The 23,073-nt window shown below is 68.0% G+C and carries 21 protein-coding genes; 10 read left to right on the top strand and 11 right to left on the bottom strand.

Annotated features, from left to right (window positions below; all coding sequences use genetic code 11):
• Positions 1-2: 2 nt before the first annotated feature.
• The 3 genes from fadD11 to QJS31_RS21245 all read right to left on the bottom strand — a co-directional run bounded on the left by fadD11 (position 3) and on the right by QJS31_RS21245 (position 4,894).
• Entirely contained in the window at positions 3-1,820 is a 1,818-nt protein-coding gene (fadD11, locus tag QJS31_RS21250; RefSeq protein ID WP_306357510.1) for a fatty acid--CoA ligase FadD11, read from the bottom strand.
• A gap of 253 nt (positions 1,821-2,073) precedes the next feature.
• Complete coding sequence (locus QJS31_RS37405) at positions 2,074-2,748, bottom strand: RNA-guided endonuclease InsQ/TnpB family protein (protein WP_372341625.1); 675 nt, start codon at positions 2,746-2,748, stop codon at positions 2,074-2,076.
• 616 nt (positions 2,749-3,364) lie between these two features.
• Positions 3,365-4,894 carry a catalase gene (locus tag QJS31_RS21245; protein ID WP_282783647.1) on the bottom strand — a complete coding sequence of 510 codons (1,530 nt, stop codon included), beginning with the start codon at positions 4,892-4,894 and terminating at the stop codon, positions 3,365-3,367.
• 206 nt (positions 4,895-5,100) lie between these two features.
• Between QJS31_RS21245 and QJS31_RS21240 the strand changes: the two genes are divergently transcribed.
• The 3 genes from QJS31_RS21240 (at position 5,101) to QJS31_RS21230 (ending at position 6,973) form a co-directional block, all read left to right on the top strand.
• Positions 5,101-5,940, top strand: a complete 840-nt coding sequence (locus tag QJS31_RS21240; RefSeq protein ID WP_306357509.1) for a glucose 1-dehydrogenase — start codon at positions 5,101-5,103, stop codon at positions 5,938-5,940.
• Positions 5,941-6,018: 78 nt separating this feature from the next.
• Positions 6,019-6,315: a plasmid stabilization protein gene (locus QJS31_RS21235; protein ID WP_306357508.1), complete on the top strand. Its 297-nt coding sequence runs from the start codon at positions 6,019-6,021 to the stop codon at positions 6,313-6,315.
• Positions 6,316-6,361: 46 nt separating this feature from the next.
• Positions 6,362-6,973: a flavodoxin family protein gene (locus tag QJS31_RS21230; RefSeq protein WP_282783643.1), complete on the top strand. Its 612-nt coding sequence runs from the start codon at positions 6,362-6,364 to the stop codon at positions 6,971-6,973.
• A 287-nt stretch (positions 6,974-7,260) separates the two neighbouring features.
• Here the strand turns inward: QJS31_RS21230 and QJS31_RS21225 are convergent, their stop codons facing one another.
• The 3 genes from QJS31_RS21225 to QJS31_RS21215 form a co-directional block, all read right to left on the bottom strand.
• Positions 7,261-7,920, bottom strand: coding sequence for a GntR family transcriptional regulator (locus tag QJS31_RS21225; protein WP_306357507.1), 660 nt, complete (start codon positions 7,918-7,920; stop codon positions 7,261-7,263).
• Positions 7,907-8,653 carry a maleate cis-trans isomerase gene (locus tag QJS31_RS21220; RefSeq protein ID WP_306357577.1) on the bottom strand — a complete coding sequence of 249 codons (747 nt, stop codon included), beginning with the start codon at positions 8,651-8,653 and terminating at the stop codon, positions 7,907-7,909. Before QJS31_RS21220 ends, QJS31_RS21225 begins: the two co-directional genes overlap by 14 nt.
• Positions 8,654-8,798: 145 nt before the next feature.
• Positions 8,799-9,539: an Asp/Glu/hydantoin racemase gene (locus QJS31_RS21215; protein ID WP_029927837.1), complete on the bottom strand. Its 741-nt coding sequence runs from the start codon at positions 9,537-9,539 to the stop codon at positions 8,799-8,801.
• Positions 9,540-9,672: 133 nt separating this feature from the next.
• Here QJS31_RS21215 and QJS31_RS21210 point away from each other — a divergent pair, with 133 nt between their 5' ends.
• The 4 genes from QJS31_RS21210 (at position 9,673) to QJS31_RS21195 (ending at position 13,476) form a co-directional block, all read left to right on the top strand.
• Entirely contained in the window at positions 9,673-10,638 is a 966-nt protein-coding gene (locus tag QJS31_RS21210; protein ID WP_282780014.1) for a D-2-hydroxyacid dehydrogenase, read from the top strand.
• Positions 10,639-10,649: 11 nt separating this feature from the next.
• A complete protein-coding gene (locus QJS31_RS21205) occupies positions 10,650-12,044 on the top strand; it encodes an amidase (RefSeq protein WP_306357506.1) in 1,395 nt (464 codons plus the stop codon).
• A 392-nt stretch (positions 12,045-12,436) separates the two neighbouring features.
• Positions 12,437-13,300, top strand: coding sequence for a hypothetical protein (locus tag QJS31_RS21200; RefSeq protein ID WP_282780016.1), 864 nt, complete (start codon positions 12,437-12,439; stop codon positions 13,298-13,300).
• Between the two features lie 14 nt (positions 13,301-13,314).
• Positions 13,315-13,476, top strand: coding sequence for a hypothetical protein (locus tag QJS31_RS21195; protein WP_282780018.1), 162 nt, complete (start codon positions 13,315-13,317; stop codon positions 13,474-13,476).
• A gap of 64 nt (positions 13,477-13,540) precedes the next feature.
• On the opposite strand, the gene QJS31_RS21190 is transcribed toward QJS31_RS21195, so the two are convergent.
• Together QJS31_RS21190 and QJS31_RS21185 are read right to left on the bottom strand one after the other, a co-directional pair.
• Entirely contained in the window at positions 13,541-14,038 is a 498-nt protein-coding gene (locus tag QJS31_RS21190; RefSeq protein WP_282780020.1) for a DUF3830 family protein, read from the bottom strand.
• Between the two features lie 185 nt (positions 14,039-14,223).
• Complete coding sequence (locus tag QJS31_RS21185; RefSeq protein ID WP_306357505.1) at positions 14,224-15,465, bottom strand: aspartate aminotransferase family protein; 1,242 nt, start codon at positions 15,463-15,465, stop codon at positions 14,224-14,226.
• A 216-nt stretch (positions 15,466-15,681) separates the two neighbouring features.
• Between QJS31_RS21185 and QJS31_RS21180 the strand changes: the two genes are divergently transcribed.
• Together QJS31_RS21180 and QJS31_RS21175 are read left to right on the top strand one after the other, a co-directional pair.
• On the top strand, positions 15,682-17,154 hold the full coding sequence (locus tag QJS31_RS21180) for an NAD-dependent succinate-semialdehyde dehydrogenase (RefSeq protein ID WP_282780024.1): 1,473 nt from the start codon (positions 15,682-15,684) through the stop codon (positions 17,152-17,154).
• 77 nt (positions 17,155-17,231) lie between these two features.
• Complete coding sequence (locus QJS31_RS21175) at positions 17,232-18,293, top strand: tartrate dehydrogenase (protein WP_282780027.1); 1,062 nt, start codon at positions 17,232-17,234, stop codon at positions 18,291-18,293.
• A gap of 22 nt (positions 18,294-18,315) precedes the next feature.
• Here the strand turns inward: QJS31_RS21175 and QJS31_RS21170 are convergent, their stop codons facing one another.
• The 3 genes from QJS31_RS21170 to QJS31_RS21160 all read right to left on the bottom strand — a co-directional run bounded on the left by QJS31_RS21170 (position 18,316) and on the right by QJS31_RS21160 (position 20,528).
• A complete protein-coding gene (locus QJS31_RS21170; protein ID WP_282780029.1) occupies positions 18,316-18,960 on the bottom strand; it encodes a hypothetical protein in 645 nt (214 codons plus the stop codon).
• A gap of 751 nt (positions 18,961-19,711) precedes the next feature.
• The gene (locus QJS31_RS21165; RefSeq protein ID WP_306357576.1) at positions 19,712-20,068 is read right to left on the bottom strand and encodes a hypothetical protein; all 357 of its coding nucleotides are present in this window, start codon (positions 20,066-20,068) and stop codon (positions 19,712-19,714) included.
• A gap of 52 nt (positions 20,069-20,120) precedes the next feature.
• Positions 20,121-20,528 carry a hypothetical protein gene (locus tag QJS31_RS21160; RefSeq protein WP_306357504.1) on the bottom strand — a complete coding sequence of 136 codons (408 nt, stop codon included), beginning with the start codon at positions 20,526-20,528 and terminating at the stop codon, positions 20,121-20,123.
• Positions 20,529-20,758: 230 nt separating this feature from the next.
• Between QJS31_RS21160 and katG the strand changes: the two genes are divergently transcribed.
• Entirely contained in the window at positions 20,759-22,987 is a 2,229-nt protein-coding gene (katG, locus tag QJS31_RS21155; protein ID WP_306357503.1) for a catalase/peroxidase HPI, read from the top strand.
• Positions 22,988-23,073: the final 86 nt, after the last annotated feature.

Here is a 23,073-nt window from a genome sequence, read left to right as displayed (position 1 = left end):
GACTACGGCATGGTGGCCGCGTGGGGGTCGGGCGGTTCGTGGACGTGTTCGGCGAGTTCGTCGGCGTAGAGCCGTTCGATCTCGCTCGCGTACTTCTGCGCGATGGGGGTGCGGCGCAGCTTCATGGTGAGGGTGATCTCCTCGCCGCCGGGCTCCCAGAAGGTGGGCAGGATGGTGAACCGCTTGACCTGTTCGACGCGGGAGAGTTTGGCGTTGCCCGCGGCCACCCCGCGGGCGATGTCCTCGATGACACCCTTGTCGACGGCCAGGGCCGCGGCGGAGGCGTCGGCCAGACCGTGCCCGGCCGCGTAGGGTCCGGCGGATTCGGCGTCCAGGACGATGAGGGCGGTGTTGTAGGGCCGGTTGTCGCCGATCACCGCCATGGCTCCGATGAGCGGGGTGGCGGCCTTGACGGTGTTCTCGATATTGGCCGGGGACATGTTCTTTCCGGCCGAATTGATGATGAGCTCTTTCTTGCGGTCCACCACCCGCAGATATCCCTCGTCGTCGACGGTGACGATATCGCCGGTGTGCAGCCAGCCGTCGGCGTCGAGCGCCTCGTCCGTCTTCTCCGGTTCGTCGCGGTAGCGTTTCATCACCAGCGGTCCGCGCACCAGGTATTCCCCGTCCTCGGCGATGCGTCCCTCCAGACCCGGCAGCAGTTTTCCGACCGTGCCCAGCCGCGCCTGTTCGGGCGGACTCACCGACGCCACACAGGTCAGTTCGGACATGCCCCAGACCTCGGAGATGGGAATGCCGAGGCCGTAGAAGAATCCGAGGGTTTCCGGTGGAATCGGCGCGGCCCCCGACAGCGCCCACTTCAATTGGTCCAGGCCGAGTTTCGCGCGCAGTGTCGACAGCACCAGCTCATCGGCCTTCGCCCATTCCGCGGCCTGCACCTCATCGAGGGAGGTGCCCGCCAACTGGGCGGCGGCCTTACGTCCGGCCACCTCCAATGCCCAGGTCAAGGCCGCCCTGCGGGTGCTGTCGGTTTCGCTGGCCACCGAGAATTCCACGGCCGCCTTGAGTTTCTCCCACACCCGCGGCACCGCGCCCCAGATGGTCGGATGCACGTCGGCCAGGGCCGCGGGCAGCTGGGTGCGGTCCGGCACCACCGTGATCTGGGTGCCGCGGAATTCCTGCAGATACAGTGCCGTCACCCGGTCGGCCATATGCGCGGTCGGCAGATACGAGGTGATCCGGTCGCCGAATTCGATGGGCATGACCGATGCGTAGGTTTCGCATTCGAATGCCAGGTTCGCGTGCGTGATCTCCACGCCCTTCGGATTGCCGGTGGTCCCCGACGTGTAGCAGAGCGTGACGATATCGTCCTCGCCGACCGCCCGCCAGGTGGCGTCGAAATCGAAATCGGCGCGCCCCGACGCCATCAACTCCGCGACCCCGATGGTGCCCTCCGGGGTCCCGTCCACGCACACGATGGTCTCGATATCCACCCCCGACGCCCGCACCCGCCGCACATACTGTTCCTCGCAGATCACCACCCGGTTGCGCGCATTGGCGAACACGTACGCCAACTGCTCCGCCGACAGCGTGTTGTACACCGAGAACGAGGTGGCCCCCGTGTGCTGCGCGCCCACCTCGAGCGGATAGAACTCCACCCGGTTGGCCATCATGAGCGCGACGGTGTCGCCGCGCCCGATTCCGAGCGCGGACAACCCCGCCGCCACCGCCCGCACCTGGTCGGCGTATTCCCGCCACGTCAACGTCTGCGTCCCGCCCACCGAACGCACCGCCACCGCCTCCGGATCGATGGCGGCCACCCGCTGGAAGGCGGCACAGGAGGTCTTCGCTTCGGCCATCACACATCTCGCTTCGCTCGGCCCGACTTTCCCTGACCGTAAAGCGAGCCCGGCCCCCGCGTGACCGATTTGCGTACATCGGCGATCGCCCTAAGGGAGCGTTAGGAAACGGCCGCACCCCTCCCGCCGCGGGTGTGGCTGCCGACACAGTGGTCACGGTCGGGATGTGATGAGGCATCCCCCTCGTCGTCGAATGGTACGACTGTTGACTTCCGTCCTGCCGTCGCGACGGCGGATCCCTACGCAGCACCCCTCATGAGGTGTCTGTTCGGCGGGTTCCCGCTTCACTGGCGATCGCTCCGGCGAGCCGAAGTCTGACATCTCCTCCACAGGCGTTTAGCGACTCCGCCAGCCCGGCGGCGTCGAGAATGTTCAGTGCGGCATTGAAATCACGATCCAGGTAGGTGCCACACCTGGGACACGTCCACGCTCGAACGCCCAGTGGCTTCGCACCGTCGTTGTGGCGGCACATCGAGCACTGTCGCGTGGTGGGCGTCCATCGATCCACACGGACCACGCTACGTCCGTAGCGAGCTGCCTTCTCACGCAGCAAACGCAGCAGTAATGCCCACCCAGCATCATGGATCGACTTGGCCAACCGAGTGCGACCCAGAGCGGCGATAGGAAGATCCTCGACGGCGATTGCTTGGTTCTCACGAATCAGCCGTAGAGCGAGTTTGTGATGGTGATCGAGCCGGGTGTCTCGTACCTTCCGATGGAGGCGCGCCACCCGAACCCGTGCCTTCTCGCGGTTTCTACTTCCTTTCTGTTTGCGACACAGCGCCTTCTGAGCTTTCGCTATTCGACGCTGGGCCGTCCGCAGGTGCCCCGGGCTCGCGATCTTCTGCCGCTCCCCATCTGACCGCACGACGGTTACCAGGTTCGTGAGCCCCAAATCGATTCCGGCGACAGTCGCACACTCTGGCAGTGGTGTCTCGTCGATTTCGACGACGAAGGAGACGTACTAGCTGCCGTCGGCTTCACGAATGAGGGTCACGCTCGACGGCGTCGACGGCAATGCGCGGGACCACTCCAGACGAACCTCACCGAGCGTGATCAACCGAACACCGCGTGTGGTCACGCGAAAACCGCACCGCGTGAAGCGAATCGACTGCCGCCGCGATCTTCGCGTCTTGAATCGTGGCTTTCCGACACGCCCACGCTTCCCGCGCTTCGCCATGGAGTCGAACCAACTCCGATATGCCCGATGAGCATCATTGACGGCTTGGACGAGAACTACAGCTGGGACGTCCGCCAACCACGCCCGTTCCGGCGTCCGCTTCGCATCCGTGGTGACGATCTTCTGAATGTCGGCGTCACTGCGCTCCCTGATCGACACCGCCGGCATCGCCCTCCACCCGGCGCGGCGCGGGTGTACCGCGACCGACAACTGTGAGCGCGAACCGTAGACCGCGAACCGTAGACACGGCCTCCTCGCGGGGGACACCGCCGGTCCAGCTCCGACCGCGCGGTCGGACACGACCCGCGCGCGGCCATGCGGCGGGTTACCGGCCGTGCGGCGCGCCCGCCGTGTCCGGTTGCGCTCAGGCCTTGCGCTGGGCGGACGAGCGCGCCGGGTTCGCCTGCTGTTCGGCCTTGGGATCCTTCTCGCCCTGTTTGGCGCGCACCCCGGATTCCACGCGGTCGCCGAGGTCCTTGTCGACATTGCGCCAGTAGTCGAAGGCGCGCCCCAGCACCGGTTCGGTGACGCCGTTGAGCAGGTGGCCGACGATATTGTTCACCAGCCGGTCGCGGGCCGCGTCGTCGAGCACCTCGCGGACCATGGTCCCGGCCTGTCCCCAATCGTCGTCGTCGCGGCGGCGCGTGTACGCCTGCCGCACCATCTCGCCGTCGGTGTGCCAGACCGCCTGCGGTCCGGCCAGTTCCGGATCGGCGTGCGGGCCGCCCTTCGAATTCGGCACGTACACCGGATCTCCCGGATTGTGGTGGCGCATATGCCCGTCCTTGGTGTAGGAGTGGCGCGGCGACCGCGGGGCGTTGACCGGCAGTTCCTTGTAGTTCGCGCCGATCCGGTACCGGTGCGCGTCCGGATAGGAGAACCAGCGGCCCAGCAGCATCTTGTCCGGGCTCGGCCCGGTGCCGGGCACCGCGTTGCTGGGTTCGAACGCGGCCTGCTCGATCTCGGTGTGATAGTCGGCGGGATTGCGGTTCAACGTCAGTCGGCCCACCCGGTGCAGCGGATAGTCGCCGTGCGGCCACACCTTGGTCAGGTCGAACGGGTTGAACCGGTAGGTTTTGGCCTCCTCGAACGGCATGATCTGCATGAACAGCGTCCAGGACGGGAATTCTCCGGCGTCGATGTGCTCCCACAGGTCCCGGGTGTGATAGTCGGTGTCCATGGACGCCATCTGGTCGCCCTCGTCCTGGGTGAAGAACTCGATGCCCTGATCGGTCTTGAAATGGTATTTCACCCAGAATTTCGCGCCGTCGGCGTTGACCCACAGATAGGTGTGGCTGGAATAGCCGTTCATATGCCGCCAGCTGCGCGGGATGCCGCGATCACCCATCAGCCAGGTCACCTGGTGCGCCGATTCCGGTGACAGCGTCCAGAAATCCCATTGCATATCGTGATCACGCAGATTGTTGTCGGCGCGGCGCTTCTGCGACCGGATGAAATCCTGGAACTTCATCGGATCGCGCACGAAGAAGATCGGCGTATTGTTGCCGACCATGTCGAAATTGCCGTGCCGGGTGTAGAACTTCAGGGCGAAGCCGCGCGGATCACGCCAGGTGTCCGGGCTGCCGCGCTCCCCGGCCACGGTGGAGAAGCGCGCCAACACCTCGGTCTTGCGGCCCGGCTGGAAAACGTCGGCGTAGGTGTAGGCGCTCACATCCTCGGTGACCTCGAAAACGCCGAAAGCACCGCCGCCCTTGGCATGAGGCTGGCGTTCGGGCACCCGCTCCCGATTGAACGCGGCCATCTTCTCGATCAGGTACGCGTCGTTGAGCAGGATCGGCCCATCGGGTCCCACCGTCAGCGAATGCTCATCGCTGGGGACCGGGATACCGGCGTCGTCGGTGGTGTAGTGCTGCGCGGTGTCGTTCTCGGACATCTCACTCCTCTCCACGGAACTGTTCGTCGGAGGAACTACCCGGCACACCAATCCACACTCCTCGCGCTGCCCGGCCTTGTAAAGCGCGGCTGCTGCCTCGTTTGCCTCGTTTACGACCGACCGCGCCGGGTACCGCCGCAGCGGAGGCTCCGCGCCGACCGCAACCGGCGAGCTTCCCGCGCACCCGGACAGCAGAGGAGACCGTCGTGGGTTTTCCCGAACAGCAGCAAGAGATACCCGGCACCCAGCAGCGCATGCGGCCGGTCCCCGACTGCGGGGAGGACAGCTACCGCGGCAGCGGCAAGCTCACCGGGAAGGTCGCCGTCGTCACCGGCGCCGACAGCGGCATCGGCCGCGCGGTCGCCATCGCCTTCGCCCGCGAGGGCGCGGATCTGGTGCTGTCGTATCTGAACGAGCACGACGACGCGGCGGAGGTGGAGAAGTACGTGCGCGACGCGGGCCGCCGCGCCGTGCTGGTGCCCGGCGACCTCGCCGACCCGGACCGCTGCCAGGCCGTCATCGACGCCGCCGTAGACGATTTCGGGCGCATCGACATCCTGGTGAGCAATGCCGCCTACCAGATGACCCACGAGTCACTCGAGGCGATCACCGTCGCCGAATTCGACTACACCTTCAAGGTGAATGTGAGCGCCTATTTCACGCTGGTGCGGGCGGCGCTGCCGCATATGCCCGCGGGCGGCTCCATCATCGGCAGCTCCTCGGTGAACTCCGACATGCCCTCCCCGACGCTGGCGCCCTACGCCGCCACCAAGGCCGCCATCGCCAACCTGTCGGCGAGTCTGGCACAAATGCTGGGCCCCAAGGGAATTCGCGTGAACAGTGTCGCACCCGGGCCGATCTGGACACCCCTGATCCCGTCCACCATGCCGGTGGAGAAGGTGGCGAACTTCGGTGACGACACCCCGCTGGGCCGCGCCGGACAGCCCGCCGAACTCGCCCCCGTGTACGTACTGCTCGCCAGCGACGAGGGCAGCTACGTCTCCGGGGCCCGTGTCGCGGTGACCGGCGGCCGACCGATTCTGTGAACCCGCCGCTTCCGTGAACCGGCCGCACCCGCGTTTGCCACCGGGTCGCCCGGCTATATCCCGTGCAGGAGGTGCGTCATGCCGAAGGAATGGACCGACAAGCAGGAACGCCAGTACGAACACATCCGGAAATCCGAACGCGACCAGGGTGCGAGCGCGCAACGCGCCAAGGAGATCGCCGCCCGCACCGTCAACGCCGACCGTGCCCGCTCCGGGCAGACGAAATCTTCGGGCGGCTCCCGGTCCCGCTCGCGCGGTCGCGGATCCAGCGGACCGACCCGCGACCAGCTCTACGAGGAAGCCAAGAAGCGCGATATCCACGGCCGCTCCCGCATGACCAAGGCCCAACTGGCCAAGGCGCTGGGTCGCGACTGACCCGCCCGCGCCGCCGCCGACCCCCGATCGAAGGACAGCGATCCGCATGACCGCACTCACCGCTACCGCTCTCGTCTGCACGCTGAAGCAGTCACCCGCGGACTCCTCCAGCGATCTCCTCGCCCGCCAGATCCTCGACGCCCTCACCACCCACGAGGTGAAGGGGCAGGTGCTGCGCGTCGCCGACTACGACGTGCTGCCGGGGGTGAGCGCCGACGAGGGCGACGGTGACGAGTGGCCGCGGCTGCGCGCCGAGATCGCGGCCTCCGACATCCTGGTCGTCGCCACCCCGACCTGGGTCGGGCACATGTCCTCCATCGCCCAGCGGGTACTGGAACGCCTGGACGCCGCACTGTCCGAAACCGATGAGGCGGGCCGCCCCGCCATGACCGGCAAGGTGGCCGTGGCCGCGGTGGTCGGCAACGAGGACGGCGCGCACAAGATCGTCGCCGACCTGTTCCAGGGGCTGAACGACATCGGGTTCACCATCCCGTCACAGGGCTGCACCTACTGGAACGACCAGGCCATGGGCGGCACCGACTACAAGGACCTGGATCAGGTGCCCGAGGCCGTGGCCGCCACCACCGCGACCCTGGCCCGCAATGCGGCGCATCTGGCGCGGCTGCTGGCCGAACGTAACTATCCCGCGCCGAAATAGGTGCGCGTCCGGACCGGAGAACCAGTAGCGCAGCGGCCCAGCGGCTCGGTGTCTCGGTGTCTCGGTGTACAGGGCTCGGCCTGGGCGGGGCACGCATTGCCGGGGGGCACGCATTGCCGAACGAGCACCCTGCGACACGTGCGCGCGAACCTCCGATGGTTCGGAGCTGCCGCGCCAGCGGCATCACGGGTGTGGACATCGAGCCGTTCGCACGGCGAATGACCGTCGTCGGTGGTCCACGCGGTGAGGTTCGCACCGCAGCGCCGAACGCACTATCGGAACCGGCATCAGAACCGGGTGCGCAGCCGGGCGACCGCGTCCTCCATATGCTCGAGCAGCAGTCGTCGGGCGTGTACGGGCGGACCGACACCGATGGCCGCGCGCAACTCCTCGTGCTCGGCCACCTGCACGGCCAGATCGGCGTAGGTGCTCTGCAACGCGCCGATGCACATGCGGGTCTCGATGAGCAGGGTGTCCGCGGCGCGCACCAGGCGGGCACTGCCGCAGCAGGCGACCAGCGACTTGTGGAAGGCGTGGTCGGCGTCGGAGACCCCGGCCGCGTCCCCCCGCGCGGCCGCCGCGCGCATGGCGGCCACAGCGGGCGCGAGCGCGGCCGCGGCCTGCTCGCGCCGGCCCTCCAGGATCAGGTCCAGCGCACCCCCCTCGATGGCGGTGCGGGCCCGGTAGATGTCGACCACATCGTCGAGGGTGAGGTCGATGACGAAGATGCCGCGGTGGCGGATGCTGTAGGCGAGCCCCTCCGACACCAGGCGCTGCATGGCTTCGCGCACCGGTCCGCGGGAGACGTCGAACTGGGCGGCCAGATCGGCCTCCACCAGCTGGGTGCCGGGTTCCAGGGTGCCGTCGATGATCGCCGAGCGCAGCCGGTCGGCGATCATCTCCGCTGTCGACCGGCGATCCACCGGCTGGAATTCAACGGTCTGCATAGGTCTTTCTCTCCGTGAACAGCGATCCCAGCAGTGGGTGGGGCGGTAGTCGGTCCAGCAGCCCCGCCAGGCGCAGGCCCTCCCAGATGGTGACCTGATTGGCGGTCAGCACCGGTTTGCCCAGCGCCGCTTCCAGTTCCGGCAGCACCGCCAGGGTGTGCATGGCGGTATCGGGCACCAGCAGCGCCTGCGCGTCGGGATGGTCGTTGGCCGACACCAGCGCGGTCACCTGCGCGGGGGAGAGGGTGCCGACCTCGGCGGCGGTGTCGATCCCGGCGCTGGACATGGACACCACGGTGATCCCGGCGGCGGCGAGGAAGTCGACGAACAGCCGCGCCACCTCGTCGGGATAGCTCGCCACCACCGCCACCCGGGTCACGCCCAGCGCGTGCGCCGCGTGCGTGAACGCGAAACTGGTGCTCGACGCCGGGACGCCCGCGGCCCGCGCCAACCCCTCGGCCTGGCCGCGCGCACCGTCGGGCCCGTACACGAAACTGCCCGAGGTGCACGCCCACACGACGGCGGCCGGACGATGCGGTGCGAGCAGGTCGGCACCGTGTGCCAGTTTCTCCGGGCTGCCCAGGTCGAGCAGTTCGGGCACGGCGTGCAGATCGGTGCCGTAGATGTGCGCGACCGGCAGTTCCACTCCCAGCAGGGCGGCGGCGCGCGGATAGTCGTCCTCGGCGGCGTGGTCGGGGTAGACGAATCCGACCGTCGCGGGCACGGCCCGCACCGCCGCGTCCGCCGTGCCCGCGGGACGGGGCGCGCGGCCGGTCGCGGGGTCGCCGCCATCCGTCCCGGTGATGCCGTGTCGGGCGGTGTCGTGTCGGGTGTCGTGTTCGGTCACGGGGTACCTCGCATCATCGGAGCTCGCATCATCAGAAAACGTCCTGGAGCCATTTGCCGGGGCCCATCATGGGCAGTTTCATCCGCCCCAGGCAGGCCCACATGGTGAGTTGGTTGGCGGTGAGCACGGGTTTGCCGAGCGCCTTCTCGAGCGGTTCGACGAGGTCGTAGGTGGGCAGGTTGGTGCAGCTGACGAAGATCGCCTCGGCGTCGGGATCGTCGGCGAACATGATGCGTTCGGCGATGGTCCGATAGCTGACCTTCCAGATGCCGCCGCCGAGCCCGAGGTGGTCGGAGCGCACCACCGCACAGCCGAGCTCGCCGAGGAAGTCGTGCAGTTTGTGGGTGAGCACCTCGTCGTAGGGGGTGATGACCGACAGCCGGGTCAACCCCAGTTTCGCGATGGCCTCGGCGAGCGCGCCGGAGGTGGTCACCGCGTCGCGGGCACCCGCCCGGCAAATGGTGCGCCGCAGCGATTTCTCATACGCCAGTCCCTTGATGAAGCTGCCCGAGGTGCACAGGTAGGCGACCACCTCGGGCTCCACGTGCAGCACATTGCGGGTCGCGGACGTCAGATGGACGGCGTCCGAGACCAGTTCGGCCATCTCCAAGGAGACCGGCACCGGTTCATAGGGCGTCCGGGCGAGGTGCAGGCTCACCTCGAGTGGTACCCAGCGCCACAATTCGCGTTCCAACGCGAGGTCGAAGGGGGCGATGACTCCGATGCCACGTTGCGCCACCGGCCCCTCGAACTCGGGGAGAAACAGTTCCACGACGGCCCCTCTCGCCCGCGGTGCAGAACCCTTTCTGCCGGGAGCGACGCGCCCGGCAACCCCCGAGCGAGACTCCAGGGGTGTACACACTCGGATTGTTGACAATCGTACGATGACTTTCTAGCCTGTCAACGTGGAAAAGGGGCCAATTGTGACTGTTCTCCACGACGGCAACCTACCGGACCCACATCTCATGGCCCCGGTGGCGCAGCGCGCGACGATTCGCTACACCGAAGCCGACGGCCTCGAGACCGCGCTGCGCGGTGCCGACGTGCTGTTCGTGTACGACTTTCTCTCCCAAGCGATCCCGGGAGCCTGGCAGGCCGCCGACCGGCTGCGGTGGCTGCACATCGCCGCCACCGGCGTCGATCCGGTCATGTTCGACGACCTGATCGCCAGCGACGTCGTGGTCACCAACACCCGCGGCGTCTTCGACCGGCCGATCGCCGAATACGTACTCGCCCAGATCCTCAACTTCGCCAAGGGGCTGCCCGAATCGCAGCGCCTACAGGCCGAACACCGGTGGCGGCACCGCAACGGCGAACGGATCGCCGGAGCCACCGCGCTGGTGGTCGGCACCGGGGCGATCGGCCGCGAGATCGCCCGGTTGCTGCGCGCGGTCGGCATGCGGGTGCGGGCGGTGGGCCGGCGCGCCCGCCGCGACGACCCCGACTTCGGTGTCATCGGCGACGACCTGCTCGCCGCGCTGCCGCACGCCGACTACGTCGTGGCCATCGCACCGCTGACGCCGTCGACGCGCCACATGTTCGACGCGCGTGCTTTCGCCGCCATGTCCCCGCGTACACGTTTCATCAACGTCGGTCGTGGGGAATTAGTGGTGACAGACGATCTGGTTGCCGCGATGCGGTCCGGGACGATCGCGGGTGCCGCACTCGATGTGGTCGACCCCGAACCGTTGCCCGCCGGACACCCGCTGTGGGACCTGCCCGACGTTCACCTCACGCCACACAACTCCGGCGATACCGCCGGGTGGCGGGAGGAACTGGTGGCGGCGTTCGCGAGCAATTTCGCCAACTGGATCGCGGGTCGGCCGCTGGACAACGTGGTCGACAAGGAGCTCGGGTACGTGCCCGCCTAAGGAGGCCAGCAATGTCGCACCCCGACATCCCCACCGATCCGTCCGCCATGACCGCGGTCGAGCTCGTCTCCGCCTATGCCGCGGGCGCGCTCTCCCCGGTCGAGGCGACCCACGCGATCCTCGACACGATCGCCGAACGCGACCGTGACGTCAACGCCTATTGCCTGGTGGATCCCGATCGCGCGCTCATCCAGGCCAAGGATTCCGAACAGCGCTGGCACAGCGGCCATGTCAAGGGCCTGCTGGACGGTGTGCCGATCTCCATCAAGGACATCTTCCTCACCGAGGGCTGGCCCACCCGGCGCGGCTCCAAGGCCATCGCCGCCGACGTGCCGTGGCCGGTGGACAGCCCCGTGACCGCGCGGCTGCGCGAGGACGGCATGGTGTTCCTCGGCAAGACCACCACGCCGGAGCTGGCGTGGAAGGCCACCACCGACAGCCCGCTCACCGGCATCACCCGCAATCCGGTCGATCCCACCCGCACCGCGGGCGGCTCCTCCGGCGGCAGCGCGGCCGCGGTGGCCGGCGGGATGGGACCGGTGTCGGTCGGCACCGACGGCGGTGGCAGTGTGCGCATTCCCGCCGCGTTCTGCGGCATCGTCGGCTTCAAACCCACGCACGGCCGGATCCCGCTGTACCCGGCCAGCCCGTTCGGCCCGCTCGCCCACGCCGGACCCATGACCCGCACGGTCGAGGACGCGGCGCTGCTCATGGACATCCTGTCGCTGCCCGATCCCCGCGATCCGACCGCGCAGCCGCCCATGCTCACCACCTTCCGCGCCGAAATGCAGCGCGACGTGCGCGGTCTGACCGTCGCGTACTCGCCGACCCTCGGCTACGTGGACGTCGATCCGGAGGTGGCCGCGGTGGTCGGCGCCGCCGTGGAACGGCTGGCCGAGGCCGGACTGCGGGTGGTCACCGCCGATCCCGGCTTCACCGATCCGCGCGAAGCGTTCGAGAACCTGTGGGCGGCGGGCGCGGCCACCATGCTGTCGAAATTCCCCGACGGCAGCCGCGAGATCGTCGACGCCGGCCTGGCACGGGTGTGGGAGCACGGCGAGCACCTCACCGCCATCGACTATCTCGACGCCCGCGCCACCGCCGCCGACGTCGGCATCGTGATGGGCGCCTTCCACACCGCCCACGACGTGCTCATCACCCCCACGGTCCCGATTCCGGCCTTCGACGCCGGACACGACGTGCCGCCCGGCAGCGACCTGCACAGCTGGCCACAGTGGACCCCGTTCACCTACCCCTTCAACCTCACCCAGCAGCCCGCCATCAGCATCCCGGCCGGCACCACCGCAGCCGGACTGCCGGTGGGCATGCAGATCGTCGGCCCGCGCCACTCCGACGACCTGGTGCTGGCGCTGGCCCGCTACGCCGAGGCCGTGCTCGCGGCCTGAGCACCGCCCCGGGAACCGCTCGTCCCACGACGCGTGAAGGCCAGCGGGTGCCATGGGTCGCGGCACCGCCCGCGGTAGCGGCCGCTGCCCAGTCAGGAATGACAGACGAATGCTGCTGGTGGGTGTTCGCGGTGTGATGTACGTTTCGGCCGTGACTTCAGTATCCAGGCCACCGTCGCCGCGTTCGCAGGCGGGCTGTCGGGAGTACGCAACCGCGACAGCATGGCCGTGGGCCGCGCCGAAGCGCCGGCCCAGCACTCGACCGAGCGGCACACCGAACTGCCGCCGACGCACACTGTCCTCACCGTACTGTTCGGTGAGGCGGGGACCGTCGGCCACCGCCCTCCTCAACGCGGCGACACCACACGACCTGCGGACACCTGGAATTCGGCATGCGGATCAGCAGGGCCATCTCTGATCTGTTTCGAAAGCGGGTAACCCCGGCGATCCTTCGGGCCAGCGAGGCCATCGAACGTGATGCGGGGATCATGCGTGAGGTCGGCGGCGAGGCGACGGCGACCGCGCGGGCAGTGAGAGGCACCGACCGAGCAAGTCACCGGCAGATTCTTGCCAGTACAGGCGAGGAACACAACGGCCAGGCGAGTCACGACTTCGGAAACGGCACAAGCACACGACTATCGGACATATACGGCGACCGTCTCAGAATTGTCGGGCAGGGACCCGTTCCAGAACGGCACCTACGCGACCTGGAGCGTCTCCCGGACAGCTTCCACAGAAAGATGCTCGGATACTTCGCCAGCCACCCGAAAGGCGGTATCGATATTGTCGCTGGCTCGGTCACCGACGTCATGCCCGAACTTCGCGGAGTAACACCACGCGGCTGGCCCGCCAACACAACCTGGGACGACGTACCGGGACTACATGATCTGTCGACACACCGAGTGGTCCTCGGCGACCGGGGCGATCACGGATCCGTTTCCCTGGCTGTGCACGAAGTTGGTCACGCCTTCGATCGCGCCCTCCTCGACGCCTCTGATTCGGACGACTTCAGACAGCTCTACGACAAGCTGGGATCAATGATGCCCTACTACGCTCAGCCGGGAAGCGCCGGACGGCAAGAAACCCTCGCCGAGAGCCTTGCCGCCTGGGCACTCAACCGTCACATGCCACCCGATCACCGAGACGAAGCCATCGCCGAGAGCCTCGGAATAACAAAAAGCAAGCAGGCACAGGGGTCTCTGCTGGACAGCTACTTCTCGAACCTGCAACACCGTCTCGAGGCACCCCCACTCTGAAAGGAACAATACGCATGAAAGCAGTACGCAATCATGACGGAACCCTGACTGTGCCGATGCGCGCCGAAACCGGCGGAGTAATCGGTGACGCACTCGTCACGATCGGCCCAGACCATCCCGACTACGAGGCATGGGACGCGTGGCTACGCGGGCAAGAGGAAGACAACGATGCCTGATGCGAACATCGGGCACCCCGACATCGCAGTCCTCGCGAAACCCCGATCGACGGCGCCCGTGCGGTCAGCTCGCGCGGGCGAAGGCGAGCGTTTCGCCCTCCACGCCACGCAGCCACAGCGTGTTGCAGGCGGCGGCGATCTCGGCGAGGCCGTCCTCGATGGTGGCGAAGACATTGCCGGGGACCCAGCCCAGGTCGCCGTTGATGAGCAGGTTGTTGCGGCCGTAGAACAGGGCCAGATCGGTGGCGCCCTGGGCGTGGTGGGCGGCCGAGCCCGGTTCGTAGCCGTAGGCGGGGTTGCCGATCTCCCACGGCTCGAAGTCGAACAGGCACACATCGCCGGGAATCGGTGTGACCGTGGGGTTTTCCCGATGCGGGGCGGCGGTGATGCGGGGGAGCAGGGTGTAGACCTCGTTGCGGGCGTACTTGGCGTGGAAGGCGTCACCTTCCTGCGGTAGCGCGTTCCACACCGCCTCGCAGGTGTGCGGGGCCTGCTCGTCGAGCAGGCGGGCTCGGCAGCTCACCCCGGCCTTGGTGAGGGTGATGGTGAGGTAGCGGGTCATGGGTTCAGCCTTCCGTATCGGTGGGGCGGAGTTCGGCGGACACGGCCGTATCGGCGGTCACCTCCGGGAGTCGGGCGGCGGGGTCCCGGCGCGGAACGGCACCGTGCCCCCGTCGCCGCGCCGCGCACCCGGCGGTCCCGATCGTCACGACCCAGGGCGCGCCCTGACCGGAGTGTCGGCCGCCGTCACAGCTCCGCAAGCACCGCCTCCCAGATGTCGAGGCCCTCGCGGATCTGTTCGGCGGTCGCGACCAGCGCCGGGATCATGCGCACCACGTTCATGTGCGCGCCGCACGCCAGCAGCAGCATGCCCTTCTCCACCGCCAGCCGCCGCGCCTCGGTGGCCGCGGCCGTATCGGGTTCCCCCGTGGCCGTGGTGAATTCGGCACCCACCATGAGACCGAGACCGCGCACGTCGCCGATGCCGGAGGTGGCGCGCGCCCGCACCCCGTCCAACAGTTCACGACCACGCAGCGCCGCGTTCTCGACCAGACCCTCCTTCTCGATCACCTCGAGGGTGGCCAGGGCGGCCGCGCACGCCACCGCGTTCCCGCCGTAGGTGCCGCCCTGCGAGCCGGGCCAGGCCCGCGCCATGAGCTCGGCCGGAGCCGCGATACCCGAGAGCGGGAAGCCGCTGGCCAACCCCTTGGCGATGGTGATGATGTCGGGCCGGATGCCGAAGTGCTGATGGCCGAAGAACTTTCCGGTGCGCCCGAACCCGGTCTGGATCTCGTCGAGCACCAGCAGAATCCCGTGCCGGTCGGCGCGCTCACGCAAACCCCGCAGGAAACCGGCGGTGGCGGGAACGTAGCCGCCCTCACCGAGCACCGGTTCCACGACGAAGGCCGCGGTCTCGGCGGGGGAGGTGAGGGTGGCCAGGATGTAGTCCAGTTCCCGCAGCGCGAAATCGGTGGCCTGCTGCTCGCTCCAGCCGTAGCGGAACGCGGTGGGGAAGGGGGCCACGTGCACCCCGCCCATGAGCGGGCTGAACCCGGCCGAGAAACGAGTGCCGGAGGTGGTCATGGTGGCGGCGGCGACGGTGCGGCCGTGGAAGCCGCCGTGGAAGACGATGATGTTCGGCCGCCCGGTGGACTGGCGCGCCAACCGTAAAGCCGCCTCGACGGCCTCACTGCCGGAATTGGCGAAGAACAGCGAATCCAACCCCTCCGGCAACACCTCGCCGAGCTTCTCGGTGAGATCGAGCAGCGGCCGGTGCATGACGGTCGTGTACTGGCCGTGCACCAGCTTCGCCACCTGCGCCTGCGCGGCCTCCACCACGCGCGGATGACAGTGTCCGGTGCTGGTGACGCCGATCCCGGCGGTGAAGTCCAGGTAGCGGCGGCCGTCGGTGTCGTACAGGTAGCAGCCCTCGCCGTGGTCGACGGTGACGGGGGTGGCCTGGAGGAGGACGGGGGACAGGGCAGTCATGGGTGATCGCCTCCGGAACGGTCCGGCGCGGGCGGGGAGTTCGGATATCGATCCGGCGGGCCGGACGGTGGGAACTCGAGGACAGCGTCGGCGCGATGGTCTGATGCGGGATTGTCTATTGTCGGATTGTCGACAATATGCATAACATGTGCGGCAGTACGGCGGCAATGGACTCGGCCGCATCACCCTGCGGCCACGGCGGGAGGAACGGGAGCCATGCTCACCGAGACACACCTGACCCAGACGGAACGCGACGCCATCGACAGCATCCCCCACGGACTGTTCATCGACGGCGACTGGCGCCCCGGCGCGGACACCATGCCGGTCACCGACCCGGCCACCGGCGACATCCTGCGCACCGTCGCCGACGCGAGCCCCGACGACGGCCTGCGCGCCCTCACCGCGGCCACCGCCGCCCAGGCCGACTGGGCGCGCACCCCGGCCCGGCAGCGCAGCGACATCCTCATGCGCGCCCACCGGCTACTGCTCGACGACGTCGAACGCCTCGCCCTCGTCATGACCCTCGAAATGGGCAAACCCCTGGCCGAGGCGCGCGGCGAGGTCGCCTACGCAGCGGAATTCCTGCGCTGGTTCGCCGAGGAGGCGGTACGCCTCGACGGCGGCTACATGCCCGCACCCACCGGCGGCTCCCGCTTCCTGGTAACCCGGCAACCCGTCGGACCCAGCCTGCTCATCACCCCCTGGAACTTCCCGATGGCCATGGGCGCCCGCAAGATCGGGCCCGCACTCGCTGCCGGCTGCACCTGCGTGGTCAAACCCGCCGAACAGACACCACTGTCCATGCTGGCGCTCGCCGAGGTGCTGCACCGCGCCGGAGCGCCCGCGGGCGTGGTCAACGTGCTCACCACCTCCGACCCAGCGGCACTGATCGGCCCGATCATCGCCGACGGCCGCGCCCGCAAACTCTCCTTCACCGGCTCCACCGCCGTCGGCAAACTGCTGCTGGAACAGTGCGCGCGCACCGTCATGCGCACCTCCATGGAACTCGGCGGCAACGCCCCCTTCCTGGTGTTCGACGACGCCGACCTCGACGCCGCCGTCGACGGCGCCATGCTCGCCAAGATGCGCAATATCGGGCAGGCGTGCACGGCCGCCAACCGCATCCTGGTGCAGCGCGGCATCGCCGACGCCTTCGCCGCCCGCCTCGCCGACCGCATGGCCGCACTGCCCATGGGGCGCGGCACCGAACCCGGCGTGGTGGTCGGGCCGCTCATCGACGCCGACGCCGTCGCCAAGGTCACCGAGCTGGTCGCCGACGCCCGCCGCCGCGGCGCCACCGCCGTCACCGGCGGTGAACCCCATCCCGGACCCGGAAACTTCTATCCCGCAACGGTTCTCACCGGCGTACCGGCCGACGCGCCGATCGGGCACACCGAGATCTTCGGCCCCGTCGCCGCCCTGTCGGTATTCGACACCGAAGCCGAGGCCGTCGACCGCGCCAACGACACCCCCTACGGGCTCGTCTCCTACGTCTACACCGAGAACCTGCGCCGCGGCCTGCGCGTCAGCGAAGCCCTCGACACCGGCATGGTGGGATTGAACCAGGGCGTGGTGTCGGATCCGGCCGCGCCGTTCGGCGGCGTCAAGGAGTCCGGGCTCGGCCGTGAGGGCGGCCTGGTGGGCATCGACGAATTCCTGGAAACCAAATACATCCGGGTCGCGCTGTGACCCGCCGCGGGCTGTGACCCGGCGCGCCCGTACTCGCCGCCCTGTACTCGACGCCCTGTACTCGACAAGGAGACACCGTGACCTACCGCATCGCCACCATTCCCGGTGATGGGATCGGCGTGGACGTGACGGCCGAAGCCGTCGCCGTGGTCGACGCCGTGCTGCCCGGGATCGAATGGACAGCATTCGACTGGTCGTGCGAGAACTATCTGCGCACTGGCGCCATGATGCCGCCGGACGGGGCCGAGCAACTGGCCGGTTTCGACGCCATCCTGCTCGGCGCGGTCGGCTTTCCCGGTGTGCCCGACCATATTTCGCTGTGGGGGCTGCTCATCCCGCTGCGCCGCGCCTTCGGGCAGTATGTGAATCTGCGTCCGGTGCGGCTGCTGCCCGGCACCGAATCCGCGCTGCGCGACCGCACCGCCGCCGACCTCGACATCCTGATCGTGCGCGAGAACTCCGAGGGGGAGTACTCCGAGATCGGCGGCCGCCACAATCCCGGCCGCCCCGACGAATTCGTACTCCAGGAGTCGGTGTTCACCCGCGTCGGCTGCGAACGCATCATCCGCTACGCCTTCGACCGCGCCCGCGACCGTGACCGCCGCCTGTGCTCGGCCACCAAATCCAACGGGCTCATCCACTCGATGCCGTACTGGGACAGCATCATCGACGAGGTCGCCGCCGACTACCCCGACGTCACCGTCCGCTCCATGCACGTCGACGCCCTCGCCGCCGAGATCGTCCTGCACCCCGACCGCCTGGACGTCATCGTCGGCTCCAACCTCTTCGGCGACATCCTCTCCGACCTCGCCGCCGCCGTCACCGGCGGCCTCGGCCTGGCCCCCTCCGGCAATATCAACCCCGCCCGCGACACCCCGTCGATGTTCGAAGCCGTTCACGGCAGCGCCCCCGACATCGCGGGCCAGGGCATCGCCAATCCGGTCGCCCAGATCCTCGCCGCCGCCATGATGCTCGACCACCTCGGCGAAACCACCGCGGCCACCGCCATCGACACCGCGGTCTGCGCGGTCCTCGAAGAAGGCCGGATACTCACCCCGGATCTGGGCGGCACCGCCACCACCACCGAACTGGGCAAGGCCATCGCCCAACGGGCGGCGGACCTGGTGGCCCGACAGTGAACCGACACCACCCGATCCGCTGTCACCCGCCGAAGGTGTCGAGCCAGTAGTGGAAGTCGTCGGTCGGGTAGATGCCGACACCGTCGTCGGTCCTGACGGCCATGGCAGCCAGGTCCACCCGCCCATCACGCCACATGTAGACGTGCGGGCTGACCGGCCACGGTTGTTCGGCGAACGCCGTGGTGGCGAGACGCGCGAGGACGACGGTGGCGCGAAAAGCGCGGTCCATGGTGTCGGCGGGACACGCGTACACGTACCGCTTCGACGGCACGATGGCAATGGCGCCCCGCCGGCCGTGCACGGGATACTCACCCAGCCACCGCAGGTGTGCGGTGATGTACTCCGACCCGGTCAACAGCGACACCGACAGTCCCTCGCCCATATCCACGCCGTCGAAGGCCAGGGTGGTGATCTCGGGTGAATCGTCGCCGCGCACATTGGCCTCGGCGAGCGCGAACAACTGATGCTCCCCGATCGGCCAGCGCGCCAGCATCGTATACGTGACCGGACGGACGGTGTGCACCGCATCCAGCACCACCCGCTGCACCAGACCCGGTGCGAGCACCCGCCGGACGGCATCGGCCGCAATGTCATTGCTGGAGTACAGCCGGGTCCGGATCAGCATGTGGACAGCGGAGAAATCACCCTCGTCGAGTACTTCGGTCATCGCCGCACCCTCCTACCGTGAGACGGCACCAGCGCGCCCCCGACCGGTCCACGACGCCAGTGGACCTGATTGTGCCCGGCGGCACCGACAGATTCGGCGCGGTCACGCGAACCGTCGGCGGCCGCCTCACCGACTCCATATCGTCACCGTGACGAATAGCCAGTTGACCTGGCTGGAGCGCGCGGCAGGGGAGTACCGCCAATCCAAGCGGACCCCGAGAGGCTCGGATCAGTCGGATCACGTCGAGGGATGTTTCGATGGCAGATGCTCACAACCGAGCACGGGCATCGGCCACCGAAGCCGTCTTCGGGTAGTTCCGCACGCGACCAGGCGACCAGCGTGGCCGTAGCCGCGTAGCCCGGAATTACCCGTCAATACGTCACTGTGACGTATTGACGAGGCGGAATGGCCACAGGGGAGCGGACGGGCGTCGACCCCTGGAACCCGATGGGACCGACCCCGATTCACCGCCTCGGATCGACAGTAAATATTCCGATAATCCAGCTGCCGCACAGGAGATACCACATCAGCGATTCCGGACGATGCCGACGATATTCCGAGAACAACCACGGATCGGCGGGCGCAGCGCCGATCGGGACGCCGGATCGATCAGCACCCTGGGGCATGAAATGCGCTGTCGCACAGCCTGTTTACCCGTAACGGCCCACGCCGTATAAACGCCGATAATCTACACTATGTCAAGTTAAGCTCACGTGCGGCATCAGGCGGGCACCTCCCCATCATCCATCGCTCAGCGTTGAGGCGTCAGCGTGATGGAGCCGACTTCCACCCCACCCAGGTACGCCGGGCCCGCGTAGCCGCCGTGTTCGTCGCTGATGAGTACGACTCGGTGGCCGGGAAACAGGTCCACGTAACCGCCGTCGGGTGTCGGATGGATCGGGTAACGGCCTATCAAGACCAGGTCTCCGCCCTCGACGCGCGCGTCGCGTTGCAGGAGCACAGTGCCGGACGACCATGTCGTGGACGTGTAGGCGCCGGGTTCGACGTCGGCGGATGCTTGACCGGCCGCGCCGATGAGGGTGGCCGCGCTCGCGGCCACGGCGATCGTGGCGGCCCGGACCATTGCCGGTGTGGCGCATATGGACATCGTCAACCCCTCTCACCTCGGGTTGACAACTCTACGCTCGCTGATGCCGCCTTCACATCGCAATCGGCCGCATGATCAGCGTTCCGGCATCGTCGACACCGATATCGCACGCGGTGATGCTTCCGCGGATATGTCGCAGCGGCCGACTCGCAGCCGTCGTATCCACCCGGATATCACCATCGACGGCCCACAGTCGGTCGTCGAGCGGGCCACGGACGCGGGCTATGCGCATCACCATCGCGCTGCGCCCCCATTCGCCCAGGTCGATGGCGGTGACCGGAATCAGTTTGCGCGCGGTGGCGGCGCGTAGTCGTGGCGGGACGAGCGAGCCGGTGAAGGTGCCGACCAAACCGTCTCCCCCGGCACTGGTCCACATGATGGATTTCCAGAGGCACAGGAAGCGGCGTTCGGCGATGGGCGGGATGTTCGTGGTCAGCAATGCTTCCGACACCGTGTCCATGTGCGGCTCCCCTCGCCGTCAGCCGCATAGTTGCGCGGCGCTCACCCTGACCTACAACCTTTCAGCAATCTATTGGCTATCACTGTAGCCGGATACTGGCGTATGTAATGCCCGGTTAGTGAACTATTTTCGCCATTCGCTCGCGAACAAGACTTGAATAGGTCATAATCTTGAGCGACTCCACTTAGCTGGATGTGTACGACCATGCACGAACTCGAAAGGAACCGCCAGTGGCTCAGGAACATCCGCCCGTCGGAGAGGCCAATACCGAACCCGCAGCAGGCGGGTGCCCCATGGCGGCCGGTCGCCTCAAGTACCCCACCGAGGGCGGAAGCAACCGGGACTGGTGGCCGAACCAGCTGAATCTGAAGATCCTGCAGAAGAATCCGGCCGTCGCCAACCCGATGGACGACGGCTACGACTACGCGGCCGAGTTCCAGACCCTCGACCTGGCGGCGGTCAAGCGCGACATCGTCGAGGTCATGACGACCTCACAGGACTGGTGGCCCGCCGACTTCGGGCACTACGGCCCGTTCTTCGTGCGCATGGCCTGGCATGCGGCGGGCACCTACCGGATCAGCGACGGTCGCGGCGGCGCGGGTGCGGGCATGCAGCGGTTCGCTCCCCTGAACTCCTGGCCCGACAACGCCAGCCTGGACAAGGCGCGGCGGCTGCTGTGGCCGGTGAAGAAGAAGTACGGCAAGAAACTGTCGTGGGCCGACCTCATCGTGTACGCCGGCAATGTGGCACTCGAGGACATGGGCTTTGCGACCTTCGGGTTCGGCGGCGGCCGCGTCGACCAGTGGGAGCCCGAGGAGGACGTGTACTGGGGTCCCGAACAGACCTGGCTGGGCGGCGACGCCCGCTACAGCGGCGAGCGCGACCTGGAGAACCCCCTGGCCGCCGTGCAGATGGGTCTCATCTACGTCAATCCCGAAGGCCCCAACGGCAACCCGGATCCGCTGCTGGCCGCCCACGACATTCGCGAAACCTTCCGCCGGATGGCCATGAACGATGTGGAGACCGCGGCGCTGATCGTCGGCGGGCACACCTTCGGCAAGGCGCACGGCGCCGGCCCCGCCGACCATGTCGGCCCCGAGCCCGAGGCGGCTCCCCTCGAGGAACAGGGCCTGGGCTGGAAGTCCAGCTTCGGCACCGGCGTCGGCAAGGACGCCATCACCTCCGGGCTCGAGGTCACCTGGACCCCGACCCCCACCCGGTGGGACAACTCCTTCCTGGAGACCCTGTACGGCTACGAGTGGGAGCTGACCAAGTCCCCCGCCGGCGCGCACCAGTGGGTCGCCAAGAACGCCGAGGCCATCGTGCCCGACGCCTTCGACGCGTCGAAGAAGCAGCTGCCCACCATGCTCACCACCGACCTGTCCATGCGGATGGATCCGATCTACGAGCGGATCACCCGCCGCTGGCTCGAACATCCGCAGGAGCTGGCCGACGAGTTCGCCAAAGCCTGGTACAAGCTCACCCACCGCGATATGGGTCCCAAGGCGCTGTACCTGGGCCCGGAGGTGCCTACCGAGACACTGCTGTGGCAGGACCCGATCCCCGCGGTCGACTACGAGACCATCGGCGCGGCGGAGATCGCGGATCTGAAGCAGCGCATCCTCGCCTCGGATCTGACCATCGCGCAGCTGGTGTCCACCGCGTGGGCGGCGGCCTCGTCGTTCCGCGGCAGCGACAAGCGCGGCGGCGCGAACGGCGGCCGGATTCGACTCCAGCCCCAGATCGGGTGGGAGGTCAACGAACCCGATGCGCTGGCGGTGGTGATCCGCGCCCTGGAGAACATCCAGGAGGCGTTCAATGCCGCCCAGTCCGGCGGCAAGCGGGTGTCGTTCGCCGATCTGGTGGTGCTGGCCGGTGCGGTCGCGGTGGAACAGGCCGCCAAGCACGCCGGGGTGGAGATCGAGGTGCCGTTCCGTCCGGGGCGCGCCGACACCACCCAGGAGCTCACCGATGTGGAGTCCTTCGCGGCGCTCGAACCCACCGCCGACGGTTTCCGCAACTATGTGGGCAAGGGCAGCCGCCTCCCGGCCGAATACCTGCTGCTGGACAGGGCGAACCTGCTGACCGTGTCCGCCCCGGAGATGACGGTGCTGGTCGGCGGCCTGCGCGTGCTGGGCGCGAACTATCAGCAGTCCCCGCTGGGCGTGTTCACCGCCAACCCGGGTGCGTTGAGCACCGACTTCTTCGTCAACCTGCTCGATATGGGCACGAAGTGGGAGCCGTCGCCGACCGATGACGGCACCTATGTGGGCATCGACCGGGTCACCGGGGCGCGGAAGTGGACCGGCAGCCGCGTCGATCTGGTGTTCGGCTCGAACTCGCAGCTGCGGGCGCTCGCCGAGGTGTACGCCGAGGACGACTCGAAGGAGAAGTTCGTGCGCGACTTCGTCGCCGCCTGGACCAAGGTGATGGAACTGGACCGGTTCGACCCGGCCTGATCCGTCGGTCCCGATTCGACAACCAGGGTGCTCCGCGAACCACGACGGTTCGCGGAGCACTGTGCGTGTCGGAGGTACTGCGGCGC

Origin of the sequence: Nocardia sp. CC213A (assembly GCF_030766805.1) — a bacterium.
GTDB lineage: Bacteria > Actinomycetota > Actinomycetes > Mycobacteriales > Mycobacteriaceae > Nocardia > Nocardia otitidiscaviarum.
This window is presented reverse-complemented; position numbering and strand designations above follow the sequence as displayed.